We start from the raw sequence: 16336 nt of genomic DNA, 5'->3' as shown, positions 1-16336 counted from the left end.
TTCAAATCCTCATCAACGTGTCGAACATCTCATCGACGGTAGAGATGACCCGCGCATTGGCGGCATAGGCCTGTTCCAGGATCATCAGGTTCTGAATCTCCGCATCGGTGTCGACGCCATCAGCCAATTCGATTTGGGTCAGTTCCGTGAACTGGGCATTCGCGAATGACAGCTGGCGGTCTTCGCGCAGACGATCCGTTCCGATTTGGGATGAGAGGCTTGCCACGACGCCTTCAACGCTGAGCGGCGATGGTCCGAATGAACCGGACGCCTGCGTGCGTGTTGCACCCAGCACATCCGTCAACGCGATCAGAAGTGTGGACTCCCCTGCGTCGCCCGGTGCGGCGGCACCCAAGCCATCACGGATGCGCCATGTCTCTCCACCTTGATCCGGATCAACCAGCGCATTCAGGGACAGCCGTGTGGCCAGCCCCAGTTCCGTCGTCGCATCCAGAGGGTTTCCCTCATCTGTGAACAAGCCGGCATCGCCGGCCGCCAGTGTCGGGTCAACGGCGCTGTCTTCGAAGCGTTCGATCAAGTCTCGGGCGATCGCGTCAACTTGGGCTTGCGCCGCCGGGGCAATCTCATCCCTGATTTCGAACTGGGCGCCCAACGTCCCACCATGCAGACGGCCATTGGCAGAGGATGTGTTGATGGAAACGCCATTCAGGGTCAGCCCAGACAAAGTGCCATCGCCAATGGATTCGTAGGGTGTCACCGTGTTGGCCGGATCAAACCCAACCTCGACGGCGCGACCTTCCAGCAGGATCGCCCCACCTGTCGAATAAAGGGCCACCGCGCCATGGTCGCGTGGCACCGTGCGTACCGGTACCATTTCGCTGATCTCGTCGATCAACTGTTGGCGCTGGTCCTGAAGGGCCGCAATATCGGTGCCGCTTGCATTGCTTGCAACGATCCGCGAATTGAGCGTTTCGACACCTTTCAGAGCGTCGTTCAAACGTGTGACCTGAGCGTCGATGCTGCGATCGGCTTGGGTCCGGGCATCCTGTATGCCGCCCGCAACAGTCGCGATGGACTGGGCCAGGTCCTTGGCGGCAAACGCGACGCTTGTCAGGCGTTCGGTGGCGTCGGGCCGGCTGCTGGCAGTGATCAGGCTTTGCTCAAAATCGGCGACGCGCGCGGCAAGTGACCCGGCGCTGTCCGGTGTTCCGATCAGATCTTCGATCCGGGTCAGGGCGGATGTCGTTTCAGAACGATATCCTGTTTCTGCTCCGGCCAGCCGTCGGTCATTGATGATCTGCTGGTCGACATGCCGCACCACACCGTTGATCCGAACGCCGACCGCGCCGCCGCCCGTGTCCGAAGAAATCGACAGGGTGCGCCGGACGTATCCGGGCGTGTTGGCGTTGGCGATATTGCTCGATACGATTTCGGACCCGCGACTGGCCGCCCGAAGGCCTGACATGGCCGAAGTAAGTGCACTGGTCAGTGACATATCGCCAACTCCCGCGTTGTGCTGCGCCTTGCGGACTTATCAGCGTTTGATGTTCGTGGTTTCCTGCAGCATCTCGTCCACGGTCTGAATGACCTTGGCATTTGACGAATAGGCCCGTTGGGTCTGGATCATTGCGGTCAGTTCGCCCGCCACATCCACGGCGGATTCCTCGCGCGCATAGGACACGATGTCGCCCGTTGGACCGTCACCTGCATCCCAAAGAAAGAAGCTGCCGCTTTCCGGCGAGGGCAGATAGGTCTGCTGGTCCAGCGCCACCATACCGTTCGGATTGGGTAGGTCGACCAGCGGGATCTGATAGATCGTGCGGCTGATACCCGTGTCGAAGAACGCGGTCACAAAGCCGTTCGCGTCCACCTCGACATTGGTCATGTTGCCGACGGGTGAGCCGTCCTTCGAAATCGACACCGGGGCAAAACTGTCAGAGAGCTGGGTCAGCCCATCGCTTTCGCCCAGTTGGCCGATGTTGATTTCCAGCGGTCCACCCTCTGCGGTCACAATGATTGTGCCCGTCGCCGGATCATAGGCCCCGCCGCTGGTTGTCGCGACCGACGCGAGCGTTCCGCCCGCGGTTCGGCTGTCGTCGAAGGTCAGCACGTATTCACCCACGACGGCCCCCCCGAGGGCCGAGTCGGTCAACTGCATGGTCCATTCATTCGACGTGCCGGCGCCCGGAACCGTCGGCGTGAAACTGATGTTGATGTTCTCGGACGTGCCGAGGTTGTCAAAATACTCGACCGACAAGTACTGAACCTCGCCGGCAGATCCCGCATCCGTGTCCGTGGCGGGCAGGTTCACACCCAGCGACAGTTGCGTCGTCGGCTCTCCGGAAAACTGGTTCACGTTGATCTGAACCGGTTGCAAGCCATCCGATGTGTCACGCGGGAATGTCGGCACTGTCCCATCGGCCAACGCGGGCCAACCCAAGAGCACCAGGCCTGAATCCGACCTCAGAAAACCCTGCGCATCGGTGCGAAATGACCCGGTCGTGGTCAGGAACATCTGGCTGTTGCCGTTGCCGACATTCACATCGCTGCTTTGTGCGACCGGCAGCATGCCACGTCCGCGCACGGCAAGGTCCGTGGCGTTGGAGGTCGATACCAGCGACCCGCGCTGATCAATCAGCCGTTCAGTGGACGCCCGGACACCCCCGGCCGAATAGGTTGCCCCGTTTGACGAGATCACCAGCGACTGAAAGTCCGTCTGAACCCGTTTGTACCCGAAGGTTGAGGAGTTTGCGATGTTGTCCGAAATGGACGCAAGCCGCGTTGCATTTGCCTGCAACCCTGCAACACCTGCATTGAGCGAGGAAGAAATCGTCATGGACACGCCTTTCTGCTGTACCGACCGAATTGAGCCAACAGATAGGTGTGCCGCCTTAACGCCGGGCTAACAGATAAAATCCAAGCTATTCCGGCGGGTCAGTCCCGAAGAAAGATAATCTCGATGCGGTTGTTGCGTACTGCCATCGGATTTCTGACCGCCGGTTCGCGATCCGCGTGGCCCGTGACGCGTGCAATGCGTTGGGAATCAACACCAGTCTGTTCCAGCAAGACCCGCATCGCATTCGCGCGCGCCACGGAACTTTGCCATGTCGCGCGTTCGGCAATCACGATGGGCTGCGCCGGCACATGCCCTTCGACAGCGACGTTGTTCTTGACGGTGCGGGTGGCATCAGCAATCAGGCGCGACAGATCACGCAACAGCGGTGTCGGCGTGTCCGTCCCTTCGACAAACAGTGGCGTATCTTCCAGCGCAAACAGTTCGATCACCAGACCTTCATCCGTGATGCGGGTCACGATGTGTTGCAGGTCATTGTCCATGACCTTGGTCTCGCCGCCCTTGCCCAAAAGTCTGGCCTCGACAGATTTGAACACTTCTTCCTGCTCTGCCGTCAGATCACCGGTGTCGGTTGCGCCGGTCTCGCCACGCGCCTGCTTGGATTCGGTGGGCCGCTGAGACGAGGCGCCTGTACCGTTCTGGGGCAACGTGACTTCAGAGAACACGCTGTCGCCGCCAAAGCTGCCGTCGCCGCCGCCCGATACCCGGTTGATCGGAATGGTCGGAGAAAAGTAATCCGCGATGCCCTTGCGCTGTTTTTCGGTCGTCGCATTCAGCAGCCACATCAACATGAAGAAGGCCATCATCGCGGTCACAAAATCCGCATAGGCCACTTTCCAGGCACCGCCATGGTGACCACCACCGCCGACAACCTTCTTCCTCTTGATGATGATTGGCCGCGCATTGGCTTGCACGCTCATATCCCACACCTCAGTTTTTCACCCGGGAACAGGGCTAGCATGAGGCCTGTTACGGCAGGATTAACACTTCGAATTGTCAGCAACTTGCTTGCGTCGCGTCACGCCGGGTGCGCAGATGCCGGTATGACGACCACCGCTCACGACAGTACCTATTCCTGGATGCGCCTTGGGCTGACCTTGCTGATCGCGATGGTCGCCAATGTCGGCATGTGGGCCATCATTGTGATCATGCCCGCGGTCGAGGCAGAGTTCGGCGTGACCCGGGCCGCAGCCAGCATGCCCTACACGCTGACCATGGTGGGCTTTGCCATTGGCAACTTTGCCATTGGACGGGCCGTGGACACCTGGGGGGTCAGTCGCGTTCTGGTGGTATGCGCGGTTGGCATCGCGGCCGGGTACGGGTTGGCGATGGCCAGCGGGTCGATCCTTGGCCTGTCGCTGGCGCAGCTGCTGGTGGGCTTTGGAACCTCGGTCGGGTTCGGGCCGCTGATTGCGGACATTTCGCACTGGTTCCTGAAACGGCGCGGGATCGCGGTGGCGATCGCCGCCAGCGGGAACTATCTGTCGGGCGCGATCTGGCCCATCCTGCTGGCCGATATTCTGGAAACGCAGGGATGGCGCACAGCCTATGCCGTTCTGGCGGTCGTCACCCTGATTGTCGTGATCCCGCTGGCCTTTACGCTGCGCCGCCAAGTTCCTGATACCGCTCACCAAATGGCCGAAGCGGTATCGTCCGGCAATGCGGCATCCGTGGGCCTGCCGCCGCGCGCCCTGGCATGGCTGTTGGGCCTTGCAGGTGTCGGGTGCTGCGTGGCGATGTCCATGCCGCAGGTGCACATCGTCAGCTATTGCGTCGACCTTGGCTACGGGCCCGCGGTCGGGGCAGAGATGCTGGCATTGATGCTGCTTGGCGGGGTTGGATCGCGCCTTGTATCCGGGCTGTTGGCCGACCGGCTGGGGGGAGTGAAAACGCTGTTGCTGGGGTCTGTCCTGCAATGCATTGCGCTGGTGCTGTACCTGCCCTCGGACGCGCTCGTTTCGCTTTATGTGGTCAGCCTGATCTTTGGGCTCAGCCAGGGCGGGATCGTGCCCAGCTATGCCATAATCGTGCGTGAATACATGCCTGCGCGCGAGGCCGGTGCGCGGGTCGGATTTGTGATGATGGCAACGATCATGGGCATGGCGCTGGGCGGTTGGATGTCGGGCTGGGTCTATGACGTGACGGGCAGCTACCGGATGGCGTTCTGGAACGGGATCGCGTGGAACGGGCTGAACATCGCCATCATGGTGTGGCTGCTGATGCGGACACGGCCCAGGCGGGCCCTGCAACCCGCATGAGACGACCGTACGCGCAACGGGTCGGCATGTTGAAACGCCAACATGCGACAGCCCCGCGTTAACACCTTGCAGATAAGGGCCGGGGCCGGGTCACAACCCGTACACCGGGCGTGCACAACCCGTGCACCGCGCGTGCACGAAATCGCGGGGAAAGCAGGGTTAACGCTGCGTACGGTGCCAAGTCTGAAGAAAGGGTTAACGCCGCGGAGTGTGTGAGGAGGATGGGCTTTGCTCCCGTCAGCCCTTGTCCGGCACCATCGGTCCGCTCAGGTGATCCTCGCCCCGGGCGCGGGCCAGTTCGATCTGCTTCTGGCGCTCGCGAAAGCGGGCCTTGTCCTCGGTGCTGGTCTCGTCCACGCAGTGATGGCAGCTGACCCCGGCTTCATATGCTGGCCTGTCCATATCCGCAGGCAAGATCGGGCGGCGGCAAGCATGGCAGAGTTGGTGCGGACCGACCTTCAACGCGTGCCCGACACTCACGCGCCCGTCAAAGACAAAGCAATCGCCGCGCCACGTGCTGCGCGCGGCGGGCACCTCTTCGAGATATTTCAGAATGCCGCCCTTGAGATGGAACACATCCTCCACCCCCTGACCGAGCAGGTAGTTCGTGGATTTCTCGCAGCGGATGCCGCCGGTACAGAACATCGCCACCTTTTGCCCATGAAAGCGATGCTTGTTCGCCTCCCACCATGCGGGAAACTCGCCAAAGCTGCGGGTGGCGGGATCAATCGCGCCGTCAAAGGTGCCGATGGCTACCTCATAGTCGTTGCGGGTGTCGATGACGGCGACATCCTCGCGTTTGATCAGGTCATTCCAGTCAGCGGGCTCTACATAGTGGCCGACACGCGCGGCGGGATCGACATCGGGCTGACCCATGGTCACGATCTCGCGCTTCAGGCGCACCTTCATCTTGCCGAAGGGGGGCGTGGCACTGGTGCTTTCCTTCCAGTCCAGATCGGCGCAGCCCGGCAATGCGCGGATATGGGCCAGCACCGCATCAACGCCCGCACGCGGGCCCGCGATGGTCCCGTTGATCCCCTCGGGGGCCAGGAGCAGCGTGCCCTTCACGTCCTGACCACAGCACAGGGCCGCCAGCGGACCCTTGAGGGCAGCAGGGTCTTCGAACCGTGTAAAGTGGTAGAGGGCGGCGATTGTGAACATGCGGGGCAGATACGCGTTGATACCGCGTGCTTCAACCTTTGCCTGATCGTTGCGATGCCTTGAAGAAAAGCCAGCCCATGACCATCGACCAGACCGCAAGCGTGACGCCGATCGATTCCCCGTGGGTCAACTGCAATCCATGGCGGGCAAGGTTGTAAGGCGCATTCATGAACCACAGCGCCAAGAACAGGATGACGGGTGTGCCGCCGACAAGCACCACGGCCTGAAACCAGAACCGACTGCTCCACAGGATGTGTTGCCAAAGCTCGCGCATGATCCAAAATGTGACCCACCCGGCGGCACCCCAAAGCAAAAGCTGCCACATGAACATTGGCTCGGTCCAGGTTGTGGCCAAAGCTTCGGCGCGGAAAAGTGTTTCCCCATCGGGACAGTCGTAGACGTCAAATATCCAGGCACTTTCACGTAAGGTGCAGGATGTGATGTCGGGCTTGTCCATGTGTACCATCGGCTGAAACTGTCCTGTTTATCGCACGAAACGGCGAAGCGGCAAAATCGAATGCGCTTCACCTTGGGCTGCGGCCCCCGTAAACTGCACCAATCCCAGCCGGAGGCTTCCCATGACCCGCGCCCTGATCGTGATCGACGTCCAGAATGACTTTTGCCCCGGTGGCGCGCTGGCCGTGCCCGGCGGGGATGAGATTGTTGCGGGCATCAATGCGCTGATGGCGGAGGTCGAGGCGGTGGTGCTGACGCAGGACTGGCACCCGGCGGGGCATTCGTCCTTTGCGTCGTCACATGCGGGCAACGCAGCGTATGAAATGATCGAGATGCCTTATGGTCCGCAGGTGCTGTGGCCGGATCACTGTATTCAGGGGACGGACGGGGCGCTGTTTCATGACCATCTGAACACGGACCGGGCGGATATGATCGTGCGCAAGGGGTACCGTCCGGCCATCGACAGCTATTCCGCGTTCTTTGAGAACGATCACACGACCCCGACGGGGTTGGACGGGTATCTGCGCACGCGTGGGATTAAGGACCTGACGATGGTGGGGCTTGCCACCGATTTCTGCGTCAACTTCTCTGCCGTGGATGCGGCCAAGCTGGGGTTCAAGGTGGATGTGCGGATGGACCTGTGCCGGGCCATCGACCTCGATGGTTCGCTTGCGGCCGCGCAATCGGGGATGACAGCCGCGGGTGTCACGCTTGTTTGACATTGGGGCCTGACTTGCCCCTGTCCGCCTGATTGGGCACAACGGTACAAGCCGTTCAAGGAAGCCTGCCCATGGTCGATATCGCCACCCGTGTCTGGAACCATAAATGGAAGATCGACCCCATCGTGCGGTCGCTGATCGATACGGATTTCTACAAGCTGCTGATGTGCCAGTCTGTGTTTCGCAACAAGCCGGACACGCAGGTGACGTTTTCGCTGATCAACCGATCGACACACGTGCCGCTGGCCAAGCTGATCGACGAGGGCGAGTTGCGCGAGCAGTTGGACCATATCCGGTCCCTGTCGCTGCGCCGTGGGGAAAGCACGTGGATGCGCGGCAATACGTTCTATGGCAAGCGGCAGATGTTCACACCCGAATTCATGGATTGGTTCGAGACGCTGCGCCTGCCGGCCTACCATCTGGAGCGGACAGGTGACCAATACGAGCTGACCTTCGAAGGGGCGTGGCCCGAGGTGATGCTGTGGGAAATTCCGGCCCTGTCGGTGCTGATGGAGCTGCGCGGGCGGGCGGTCCTGAACGAGATGGGCCGGTTCGAGTTGCAGGTGCTTTATGCCCGGGCGATGACAAAGCTGTGGGAAAAGATCGAACGGCTGAAAGGGCATGAAGGGCTGCGCGTGGCGGATTTCGGCACGCGTCGGCGGCATTCCTTCTTGTGGCAGGACTGGTGCGTGCAAGCGATGGGCGAGGGGCTGGGCGATCAGTTCGCAGGCACATCCAATTGCCTGATTGCCAAGAACCGCGATCTGGAAGCCATCGGAACCAATGCGCATGAATTGCCCATGGTCTATTCGGCCCTGGCGGAAACGGACGAGGCGCTGGCGCAGGCCCCCTATGATGTTCTGAGCGATTGGCATGACGAGCATGACGGCAATCTGCGCATCATCCTGCCCGACACCTACGGCACCGAAGGGTTCCTGGATCGCGCGCCCGACTGGCTGGCGGGCTGGACCGGGATCCGCATCGACAGCGGCGATCCGGCCACCGGGGCCGAGGTGGCCATCAAGTGGTGGCAGGATCGGGGCGAGGATCCACGCGACAAGCTGGTGATCTTCTCGGACGGGCTGGACGCGGACAAGATCGTCGAACTGCACCAACAATTCGCGGGTCGGGTCAAGGTGTCCTTTGGCTGGGGCACGATGCTGACCAATGACTTCAAGGGCCTGACGGACGCAGACCGGTTGGCGCCCTTTTCGCTTGTGTGCAAGGCCGTGTCGGCGAACGGGCGACCGACAGTGAAGCTGTCGGATAACCCCAACAAGGCCATGGGACCGGAGGCTGAGATTGAGCGCTACAAGCGCGTGTTCGGGGTTGGAGCGCAAGACCGGGTCGAGGTCGTGGTTTAGGCTTCGTCGCTGATCAGCAGTTCAATCAGCGCGGTGTTTACATAGTAGTTGTTCCTCTTGATCGACAGTTTCTGAAGCAGGCCGATGTCGCAGACTTGCTCGAGGTAGCGACCAGCGGTTGGGCGGCTGACACCAACTTCATCCATGACATATTCAATGCGGGTGTACGGGTGGCGGAACATATTGTTGACCAACTCATGACTGTAGAGTTTCGTCTCGTCCTTGAGGCGCTGCTTGAATACATCCATCAGCGTCTTCATTTTTGAGACCAACTCAGATGTTTCCTTGGCCGTTTCGGCGACACCTTTGATGATGAAAACAGTCCAGTCCTCCCACAAGCCCTCGTCTCGGACAGCTTGAAGTAGCCTGTAGTACTCGATCTTGTTGCGGACGATGTACCGGCTTAGGTAGAGGATCGGGATTCTGAGATAGCCCATCTTGCATAGGTACAACACGTTGATAATACGCCCAATTCGCCCATTTCCGTCTGGGAATGGATGAATGCTTTCGAATTGATGATGAATCACCGCCATGGCCACGAGCGGATCAATGTCCTCTCGTAACTCTTCGTTCATGAATGCTTCGAGTTGTCCCATGGCTTCAACAATCTCAATTCTCGATTGCGGAGGAACGAACACGATCTCTTGGGTCTGGTCGTTTTTGAGAACGGTTCCGGGTGTCTGTCGGAACTCTCCTGTCGTTCTCTTGATGGTCTGAAACATGCCGATGATGCAGTTTGTCGAAAGAACGCCTTGCTGGTTCAACATATCAGCAAAGCCATGGCGCAATGCTTCGTTGTACAGGGCGACTTCTTTTGCTGCGGAGCTTGGGAAAATCTGCCGCGTCGCGTTTGTCTGAAAGAGTTCATCCTGCGTCGTGACGATGTTCTCGATCTCTGAACTGGCCGCCGCCTCCTGTAGTGCCAAAGTGTCAATCAGGATACCTTGGTTTGGAATAATTTCCGCCTTACCGTCTAACAGCGCCAGCCATCTGTGCGCATCTTTCAGCGCGCGCAGGATGCGCCTGCTTTCGAAATCAAATGCAGGTGGCAAAGTCGGGATCTTGTACGTGGGTTCGGGCAAGCTACCAGTGATGGATTCAGTTCTGTCCGACATTGAGCGCCCCACGTCCCTGATGTAAAGATTTTCCCGTTTTCTTTACATCAGCGGCGTCTGTCGGTCAATATTGCACGTTTTTGAACCTCGCCCAGAAAAAATTTAGAACGTTGATTCAATTCATTAAATTGGCATTCAACACCTTTCCCACGGCAGATGATCTGCTCTGGAAAAATGTCTTAAATTCACGAACAATCGCCCCAATCCTGCCCATATTGCCTGTCATGTTGTGAACAATAACAGGCAAATACCTATCGAGCAGATACATGAAACGACTTCAGTTCTTCCTTGTTTTGGCCGCCTTGACCACTGCCGCAGCTTGCGGTGGCTCAACCCATCATGTCACGCGCAGCGACACCGCGCCGTTGGGCTTTTCGCCGATCGCGCCCGACCATGACGGGTCCACGTCGCAACGGGCGATGGTCGATCTGCTGTCGCTGGGCTGATCCGCTATTCGTCGGGCCCCACGCGTCCGCGCAGGGCCTTGACCTCTCCTCGTTCCTTCTTGGCCTTGAGCCGGCGCTTTTTCGATCCCAGCGTGGGTTTGGTCGCGATCCGGCGTTTGGGCTTGACCAGCGCCTTGCGGATCAGGTCGGCCAACCTTTGACGTGCGATGTCGCGGTTGCGGGCCTGACTGCGGGTTTCGTCACATTGAATGATCAGGGCGCCCTCGGTGGTCCACCGACGGCCTGCCAGCCGCTTGAGCCGGGTTTTGACGGGACCGGGCAGGGATGGTGATCGCTGCGCCTCGAACCGCAGTTCCACTGCCGTTGCCACCTTGTTGACGTTCTGCCCGCCGGGACCCGAGGCGCGCACGAATTGTTCGTTCAGTTCCCAGTCCTGAAGGGTGATGTCGTCGTTAATCCGCAGCATGGCCCTTGATAAGGCGGGAACACGGGCCCACGCCAGTGCGTTCCCTTCCCAATCGCACAGAAATTTCGGAGGATGAACATGCTGACGACGAACAGTATCACCCAAGTGAAGACATCGCGCCCTGACCTGTATGCATTTCGCATCACCAACAAGGTAACCCACGAGGACATGGAGGCGATGGCCGAGACGATGAACCACGCGTTCGACAGTCACGACGACAAGGTCGACATGTTGCTGATCTTTGACCGCTACGATGGCGCGGAAACTGGCGCGACATGGAGTTGGGAGGCCCTGAAAAGCCGGTTCAAATCCATTACGAACGTGCGCCGGTACGTCGTGGTCGGCGCGCCGGACAGCGCCGAGGACCTGATCGAGTCCATGGCCAAAATCATGCCGGTCAAGGCCGAAACCCACGATACGGAAATTGCCGCATGGCGGTCGCTGGACGCCGAGGCGGTGGCCGCCTGATACGAAAAAGGGCCGCCTGTTATGGGCGGCCCTTCTCGAAATGTTTCGGAGGTTGTGCCGGTTAGATCAACCGACCAACTTGGCGGTCTGCACCGCGTAGGTTTGCCTTAGCAGGCGACCCCCCAAGCTGTTCCGACACCTCTCTCCAATACCTTTCTCGACACTGGATCACCTCCTTCCGATTTGTTGAATTCACTTTGGATGGTGGCACAGCGCCTGCGAATGTCAACGAATTTCAGCAGGGCCGCCCGCGCGGGCCGTCACCCAGCGGAAGGGTGCCAATGCAATAAGCGCAAGGGTCAGCTTGACCATCCAGTCCGCAGTCGCGAGCGAGACCCACAGCGGTACCAGCGGACCCACGCCCAGAAGCGGCAGAACCTCGCCGGCCCAAGATACGTCATTGCCCGGTTCCAGCCAGGTCAGCGCGCCCGAGAACGCGATGGTGAAGAAGATGGCGGTGTCCACGGAACTGCCGATGACGGTCGAGGCCAGCGGCGCTTTCCACCACGCGCCACGGCGCAGCGCCGAAAAGATGCCGACATCCAGCAATTGCGCGGTCAGAAAGGCAAGGCCCGAGCCGATGGCAATGCGGAAGGTCACGAGCGGGCCGAATTCGCCCATGATCTGTGTCCCGACGAGAGAGCAGAAGACCCCCACGATAAAGCCGACAAACACAACCGTGCGTGCAGGGCCCGCGCCGTAAACCCGGTTCATGATGTCGGTGACCAGGAAGGCCAGAGGGTATGTGAATGCCCCCCAGGTCAGCCAGTTTCCAAACAGGAACTGGACAAGGATGTTCGATGCCACAACGATAATGGCCATGGCAAGAATGCCGGGAAGGTGTGCGCGTGTCATATCTGGTGCCCGTTTTAGCAAGGTTGCGGCGACTTGGTCCGGCGACATGCCGGACGAGCGCCTCTTAGTCGCAGGTCGCCCCGCCCGCAAGTGTTTCCGTGAGGGCGTATTCGACCAGTTCGCTGCGTTGCAGAGACAAGAAATTGTTGTCAGACACCATGGTCAGGCACGTTGCCCCCGACTGCGATTGCCAGACAGCCAGCCCTTCAAGGTTTCCGTACGCGCCAAGGGCCGTGGTCAAAAGGGGTGTGAACGATCCCGTCGGATCACTTGGATCAAGCCGCGCAACCTGACTGCGAAACCCAACCGGCGAGAATGACCGCAGCAGAAGATAGAGATATCCGTCTGGACCAAGGTCTGCTCCCACCGGTGAAAATCCGTCAAGCGACGGCAGATGGGTCAACACGGACCAGCGACCCGAATTCAGCTGCAGCACCGGTATGCGCGCGCTATTGGACGCCGGGCGTTCAGGAATGGCATAGAGTATCCCGTCAGGCGTCCCGGCCAGCGCTTCGAACCCGCCATTTTGTGGAAACTCCCTGTAACTCGGTGCACGCGGCAGCACGCGTCCGTTGGATCGGCCCACTTCGGCAGGCCCCTCAAAACTGAAGAACAGCTGGCCGTTGGCCCAGGCGAGCCCCTCGGTATCGCGATCCGCCCAGGCGATGCCAACGGGCCGGGCAGCGACGTGCCGCGCGCGCCGGTCGATCGAAAATGCAAAGGCACTGCCACGGTCCGACAGGACAATAGCGGCATCCTGCGTTTGCATTTCTATCGCCGAAAATCCCCCAAAGCGCGGCAAGTCCGCGTCCAGTGCCGTCCGCCAGACAAACGTCAGTGGATCAGACAGGGCAGCGGTGGCGCATAGGATCAGCGCGAGGCCAGAACGCCAGAGCATTGTTGCGGCAAGTCTCCAACACGCAAGTCGCGGCGCGGTTTCGGGGCCGGGGCGTTGGGATCACGCGGGGCAGGTGGCGGCGGGTTCAGGATGTTGTTGACCCAGTCCTGCGCATCGGCACAGCCGTCTCCGGGGGGTGGCGGGTTCTGATCGACACAGCCGCGGGCACCTCGGGGGCAGTTCAGGCGGACGTGGAAATGGTAGTGATGCCCCCACCACGGCCGGACCTTGCGCAGCCACGCGCGATCGCCCTTTTCATCCTTGCACATCTGCACCTTGGCGCCCGGAAAGACAAAGATGCGGGCCGTGCGTGCATCGCTGGCGGCGGCCTTGATGATCTCGTGATGGGCGCGGGTCCAGTTGGAATTCACGTAAGCACCCGAGGCGCGACGGGTGGATATTGAGCTGATGTTCTCCCGGTCTGCCGCGCTCAGGGTCAGGTTGCGGGCGGGCAACATCCAGATGTCGGCATCCAGACCGATCTGATGGCTGCGGTGCCCGGTCAGCATCGGCCCGCCACGCGGCTGGCTCATGTCACCGACGTACAAGCCGGACCAACCGGGCTGCTGAGCGGCGGCGCGGCTCAGGTCCTGCACATAATCCACCAGTTCGGGATGCCCCCAATTGCGGTTGCGCGACAGGCGCATGGCTTGCCAGGTGGGTCCGGTTTCGGCCAGTTGTACGCCGCCCGCCAGACAGCCGCGCGCATAACCGCCAAGGGGCGCGGCGGCCTGGGCCGACGCCCGGCGCTTTGCCCCGAACTGGCCCTTGGCGACGTTCTGCAATGTCGCCGGATCCACGTCCGGCGTTGGTGTGCCATCAATATCGGTGCCCGCCCCGCTGGTGCAGGCGCACAGCAGAAAGGCGGCAATCAGGGTAAGGGAACGTCGGATTTTGACCATTGGGCGTGGTCTCCTTCGGGGTGTACGAAACGCAACAGATACAGGCCAAGGATGAACAGGGCGATGACCGGAATATACCCCAATTGTGCGCTGCCTGTCATGGTCGAGAAAAGGGCGATCATCATCGGCGCCAGAAAGGCGGTGGCCTTGCCGGACAGGGCAAACAGGCCAAAGGCCTCGGTCGGGCGTTCCGGGTGGGTATGGCGCACCATCATGGACCGCGACGCGGCATAGATCGCGCCACCCGCGCCGCCGATGGCCGCGCCGCAGACGTAGAAAATGATGTCCGGGACGGCCGACCCTTCGGGCAGCGCAATGATGCCGAAGATGCTGGTGCGCTTCATCCCGACAATGACCAGCGTGACGCCGATCAAGACGAAACAGCAGAACTTGATGATGGGTTTCGGGCCAAGACGGCTGTCAAAGATGCCGCCGATCTGCGTGGCAATCGCGGCGGTGATCGCACCCACGATACCGAACACACCAATCTGGATAATGCTCCACCCCAGGATCAGCGTGGCATAGACACCGCCCGCCGAATAAAGCGCGTTCAGCGCATCCCGGTAGAACATCGAAGACACCAGAAAGTTCAAGAGAGACCGGCGTTTCAACGCGCCTTTCAGCGATTGCTTGAGGTCGGCAAAGGCCTCGGACACGCCACCCGTGCGATTGGCCTGCCGGGGTTCGCGCACCCACAGAAAGAACGGGATCATGAACACGGCAAACCACACTGCGATAAAGGGGCCGACGGACCGCGTGCCCTCGCGCGCGGTGGCATCAAGGCCAAAGAGCGGATCAAGCCCGATCAACGTCTTGCCGCTTTCGTTTTCGGCCAGCAAACAAAGCATGATGAAAAGCGATACGACACCGCCCCAATAGCCCAACGCAGCCCCATTGCCCGATATCCTGCCAACCTCTTCCTTGTCACCAAGGGAGGGCAGGATCGCATTGACAAAAATCAGCATGAACTCTGCCGCGATCAGGGCGACGTTGAAGGCAATCAGGATCAGAAACAGGGTCGACGCGTCCGGCAAGGTCCACCACAGCGCTGCCGTCATGGCGACATAGATGAAGGTAAACATCCATATCCACGGCATGCGCCGCCCGGTGCTGTCGGCATAGGCCCCGATCAGGGGGGCGGTAAAGGCAATGAACATGCCCGCAATGGTCGACCCCCAGAACCACAAGGCCTGGCTTGAGGCGCGGGCCGCGTCCGGGTCGCTGGTCTGGGTCTCGAAATATCCCAGCGATACGGCTGCAAAATAGGGGCCAAAGATGAACGTCAGACCAAGCGTGTAAAACGGCTGCGTGGCCCAATCAAAGGCCATCCACCCCCATATGCGTTTTTTCAGGCTGATCTCTGCCATGGCCCCGTCCCCGTCTTTTTGTTGGGGCGACCAAAGCAGGCCGGGGGCGTTGTGGCAAGGTAAGGTTTTACGCCACTGACTTCAGGTGCGGCGCTTGCGCGTCCTGCATGGGCGGCCACGGGCGCTGTGCCTCGGCCTTGATCCAGGCGGCGATCCAGTCAGGGATAGGCGGCGACACCGCGTCCTGCCCCATGGCGGCCAGCACCTTGGACGGTGGCACAATCCCGTTCTTGTCCGTCACGGCAGAGCGGTAGAGCACGTGGCTCGCGCACTCACCATCCGGCTTCCACATGGACTGTTCCAGATAGGTGAACTTGTCATCCCAGCACACCGCGCGGCTGCGCATCTCAAACTTTTGGAAGGCATGCAGGCGGCGGCGATACCGCACGGACGATCCGGCCATGGTCAGCCCCCAGCGGTTCGCTTTCAGCACCTCGATCAACCCGGCGCGCTGGCCCAGACCCAGACGGCCCAGATCATACAATGTCAGGGCGCGCCCGTTGTTCAGCTCCATGAAACCATCCAGGTCCCACGGCCACACACGGTGCTGCGTGACATGCAAATCCGTCAGGCCCAATGGCGCTTGGCCGCGGGCAATGACCATCTCTTTGGCAAGGCGAACGAATGGAAACATGGACTTAACTCCTTGGTGCTTTACTTGCGGCACCGCAGCGAAAGTTCAATGGCCCGGCCCCCGTGACCTTGCGCCACATGGGTGTTCGGCCTAGGTCTGATGCGGAACAACAAAGGACCCTGCCCATGCTGGTGATCTATCAACTGCTCGATCTGATACTGAGCGTCGTCTACGTGATCATGATCGTGCACATCATCATGAGCTGGCTGATCAACTTCAACGTACTGAACCTGCATCAGCAACTGGTGGCGTCGATCTGGACCGGGCTGAACAAGCTGTTGGAACCGATCTATCAGCCCATACGGCGGTTCATGCCGGACACGCATCCGCTGGACCTTGCCCCGCTTGTGGCCTTTGTCATCGTGATCGCGCTGCGCAGCATCATCTTGCCTGCCATCTTCTTCTGATCCCTCTTGTTCACGGCCTGTTAAAATGTGAGTCTGTATCCAAC

Annotated in this window: 18 protein-coding genes; 6 read left to right on the top strand and 12 right to left on the bottom strand. The window is 60.3% G+C overall.

The genetic code is table 11. From position 1 onward, the window contains the following. Position 1: 1 nt before the first annotated feature. The 3 genes from flgK to Q0844_RS17410 form a co-directional block, all read right to left on the bottom strand. Positions 2–1456: a flagellar hook-associated protein FlgK gene (gene flgK / locus Q0844_RS17420; protein WP_299047511.1), complete on the bottom strand. Its 1455-nt coding sequence runs from the start codon at positions 1454–1456 to the stop codon at positions 2–4. Positions 1457–1495: 39 nt separating this feature from the next. Next, the gene (locus Q0844_RS17415) at positions 1496–2797 is read right to left on the bottom strand and encodes a flagellar hook-basal body complex protein (RefSeq protein WP_299047508.1); all 1302 of its coding nucleotides are present in this window, start codon (positions 2795–2797) and stop codon (positions 1496–1498) included. Positions 2798–2895: 98 nt separating this feature from the next. Then, entirely contained in the window at positions 2896–3735 is an 840-nt protein-coding gene (locus Q0844_RS17410; protein WP_299047505.1) for a flagellar motor protein MotB, read from the bottom strand. A gap of 123 nt (positions 3736–3858) precedes the next feature. Between Q0844_RS17410 and Q0844_RS17405 the strand changes: the two genes are divergently transcribed. Beyond that, positions 3859–5073, top strand: coding sequence for an MFS transporter (locus Q0844_RS17405; RefSeq protein ID WP_299047503.1), 1215 nt, complete (start codon positions 3859–3861; stop codon positions 5071–5073). Positions 5074–5310: 237 nt separating this feature from the next. On the opposite strand, the gene Q0844_RS17400 is transcribed toward Q0844_RS17405, so the two are convergent. Both Q0844_RS17400 and Q0844_RS17395 read right to left on the bottom strand, forming a co-directional pair. Continuing rightward, positions 5311–6234 (bottom strand): rhodanese-related sulfurtransferase, encoded by a 924-nt coding sequence (locus tag Q0844_RS17400; protein ID WP_299047501.1) that lies wholly within the window; start codon positions 6232–6234, stop codon positions 5311–5313. Between the two features lie 31 nt (positions 6235–6265). Next, complete coding sequence (locus Q0844_RS17395; protein ID WP_299047499.1) at positions 6266–6691, bottom strand: hypothetical protein; 426 nt, start codon at positions 6689–6691, stop codon at positions 6266–6268. Positions 6692–6812: 121 nt separating this feature from the next. Here Q0844_RS17395 and pncA point away from each other — a divergent pair, with 121 nt between their 5' ends. Continuing rightward, positions 6813–7409 carry a bifunctional nicotinamidase/pyrazinamidase gene (pncA, locus tag Q0844_RS17390; protein ID WP_299047496.1) on the top strand — a complete coding sequence of 199 codons (597 nt, stop codon included), beginning with the start codon at positions 6813–6815 and terminating at the stop codon, positions 7407–7409. A 71-nt stretch (positions 7410–7480) separates the two neighbouring features. Then, the gene (pncB, locus tag Q0844_RS17385; RefSeq protein WP_299047492.1) at positions 7481–8773 is read left to right on the top strand and encodes a nicotinate phosphoribosyltransferase; all 1293 of its coding nucleotides are present in this window, start codon (positions 7481–7483) and stop codon (positions 8771–8773) included. Here the strand turns inward: pncB and Q0844_RS17380 are convergent. Next, on the bottom strand, positions 8770–9888 hold the full coding sequence (locus tag Q0844_RS17380) for a Fic family protein (protein ID WP_299047488.1): 1119 nt from the start codon (positions 9886–9888) through the stop codon (positions 8770–8772). The genes pncB and Q0844_RS17380 overlap by 4 nt on opposite strands. A gap of 266 nt (positions 9889–10154) precedes the next feature. Between Q0844_RS17380 and Q0844_RS17375 the strand changes: the two genes are divergently transcribed. Next, on the top strand, positions 10155–10334 hold the full coding sequence (locus tag Q0844_RS17375) for a hypothetical protein (RefSeq protein WP_299047485.1): 180 nt from the start codon (positions 10155–10157) through the stop codon (positions 10332–10334). A 4-nt stretch (positions 10335–10338) separates the two neighbouring features. On the opposite strand, the gene arfB is transcribed toward Q0844_RS17375, so the two are convergent. Then, entirely contained in the window at positions 10339–10761 is a 423-nt protein-coding gene (arfB, locus tag Q0844_RS17370; protein ID WP_299047482.1) for an alternative ribosome rescue aminoacyl-tRNA hydrolase ArfB, read from the bottom strand. A gap of 78 nt (positions 10762–10839) precedes the next feature. Between arfB and Q0844_RS17365 the strand changes: the two genes are divergently transcribed. After that, the gene (locus Q0844_RS17365; RefSeq protein ID WP_299047479.1) at positions 10840–11229 is read left to right on the top strand and encodes an STAS/SEC14 domain-containing protein; all 390 of its coding nucleotides are present in this window, start codon (positions 10840–10842) and stop codon (positions 11227–11229) included. Positions 11230–11454: 225 nt separating this feature from the next. On the opposite strand, the gene Q0844_RS17360 is transcribed toward Q0844_RS17365, so the two are convergent. From Q0844_RS17360 to Q0844_RS17340, 5 genes are all read right to left on the bottom strand, one after another. After that, the gene (locus Q0844_RS17360) at positions 11455–12084 is read right to left on the bottom strand and encodes a queuosine precursor transporter (protein ID WP_299047477.1); all 630 of its coding nucleotides are present in this window, start codon (positions 12082–12084) and stop codon (positions 11455–11457) included. 64 nt (positions 12085–12148) lie between these two features. Then, positions 12149–12982 carry an esterase-like activity of phytase family protein gene (locus Q0844_RS17355; protein WP_299047474.1) on the bottom strand — a complete coding sequence of 278 codons (834 nt, stop codon included), beginning with the start codon at positions 12980–12982 and terminating at the stop codon, positions 12149–12151. After that, positions 12955–13884 (bottom strand): penicillin-insensitive murein endopeptidase, encoded by a 930-nt coding sequence (mepA, locus tag Q0844_RS17350; RefSeq protein ID WP_299047471.1) that lies wholly within the window; start codon positions 13882–13884, stop codon positions 12955–12957. Before mepA ends, Q0844_RS17355 begins: the two co-directional genes overlap by 28 nt. Then, positions 13854–15251, bottom strand: a complete 1398-nt coding sequence (locus Q0844_RS17345; RefSeq protein ID WP_299047468.1) for an MFS transporter — start codon at positions 15249–15251, stop codon at positions 13854–13856. The genes mepA and Q0844_RS17345 overlap by 31 nt, the downstream gene beginning before the upstream one ends. A 67-nt stretch (positions 15252–15318) precedes the next feature. Beyond that, positions 15319–15885: an acyl-CoA thioesterase gene (locus Q0844_RS17340; protein WP_299047467.1), complete on the bottom strand. Its 567-nt coding sequence runs from the start codon at positions 15883–15885 to the stop codon at positions 15319–15321. A gap of 125 nt (positions 15886–16010) precedes the next feature. On the opposite strand from Q0844_RS17340, the gene Q0844_RS17335 reads away from it, so the two are divergent. Continuing rightward, positions 16011–16292 (top strand): YggT family protein, encoded by a 282-nt coding sequence (locus tag Q0844_RS17335; RefSeq protein ID WP_299047466.1) that lies wholly within the window; start codon positions 16011–16013, stop codon positions 16290–16292. Positions 16293–16336 lie beyond the last annotated feature (44 nt).

This window comes from uncultured Tateyamaria sp. (assembly GCF_947503465.1).
Taxonomy (GTDB): Bacteria; Pseudomonadota; Alphaproteobacteria; order Rhodobacterales; family Rhodobacteraceae; genus Tateyamaria.
This window is presented reverse-complemented; position numbering and strand designations above follow the sequence as displayed.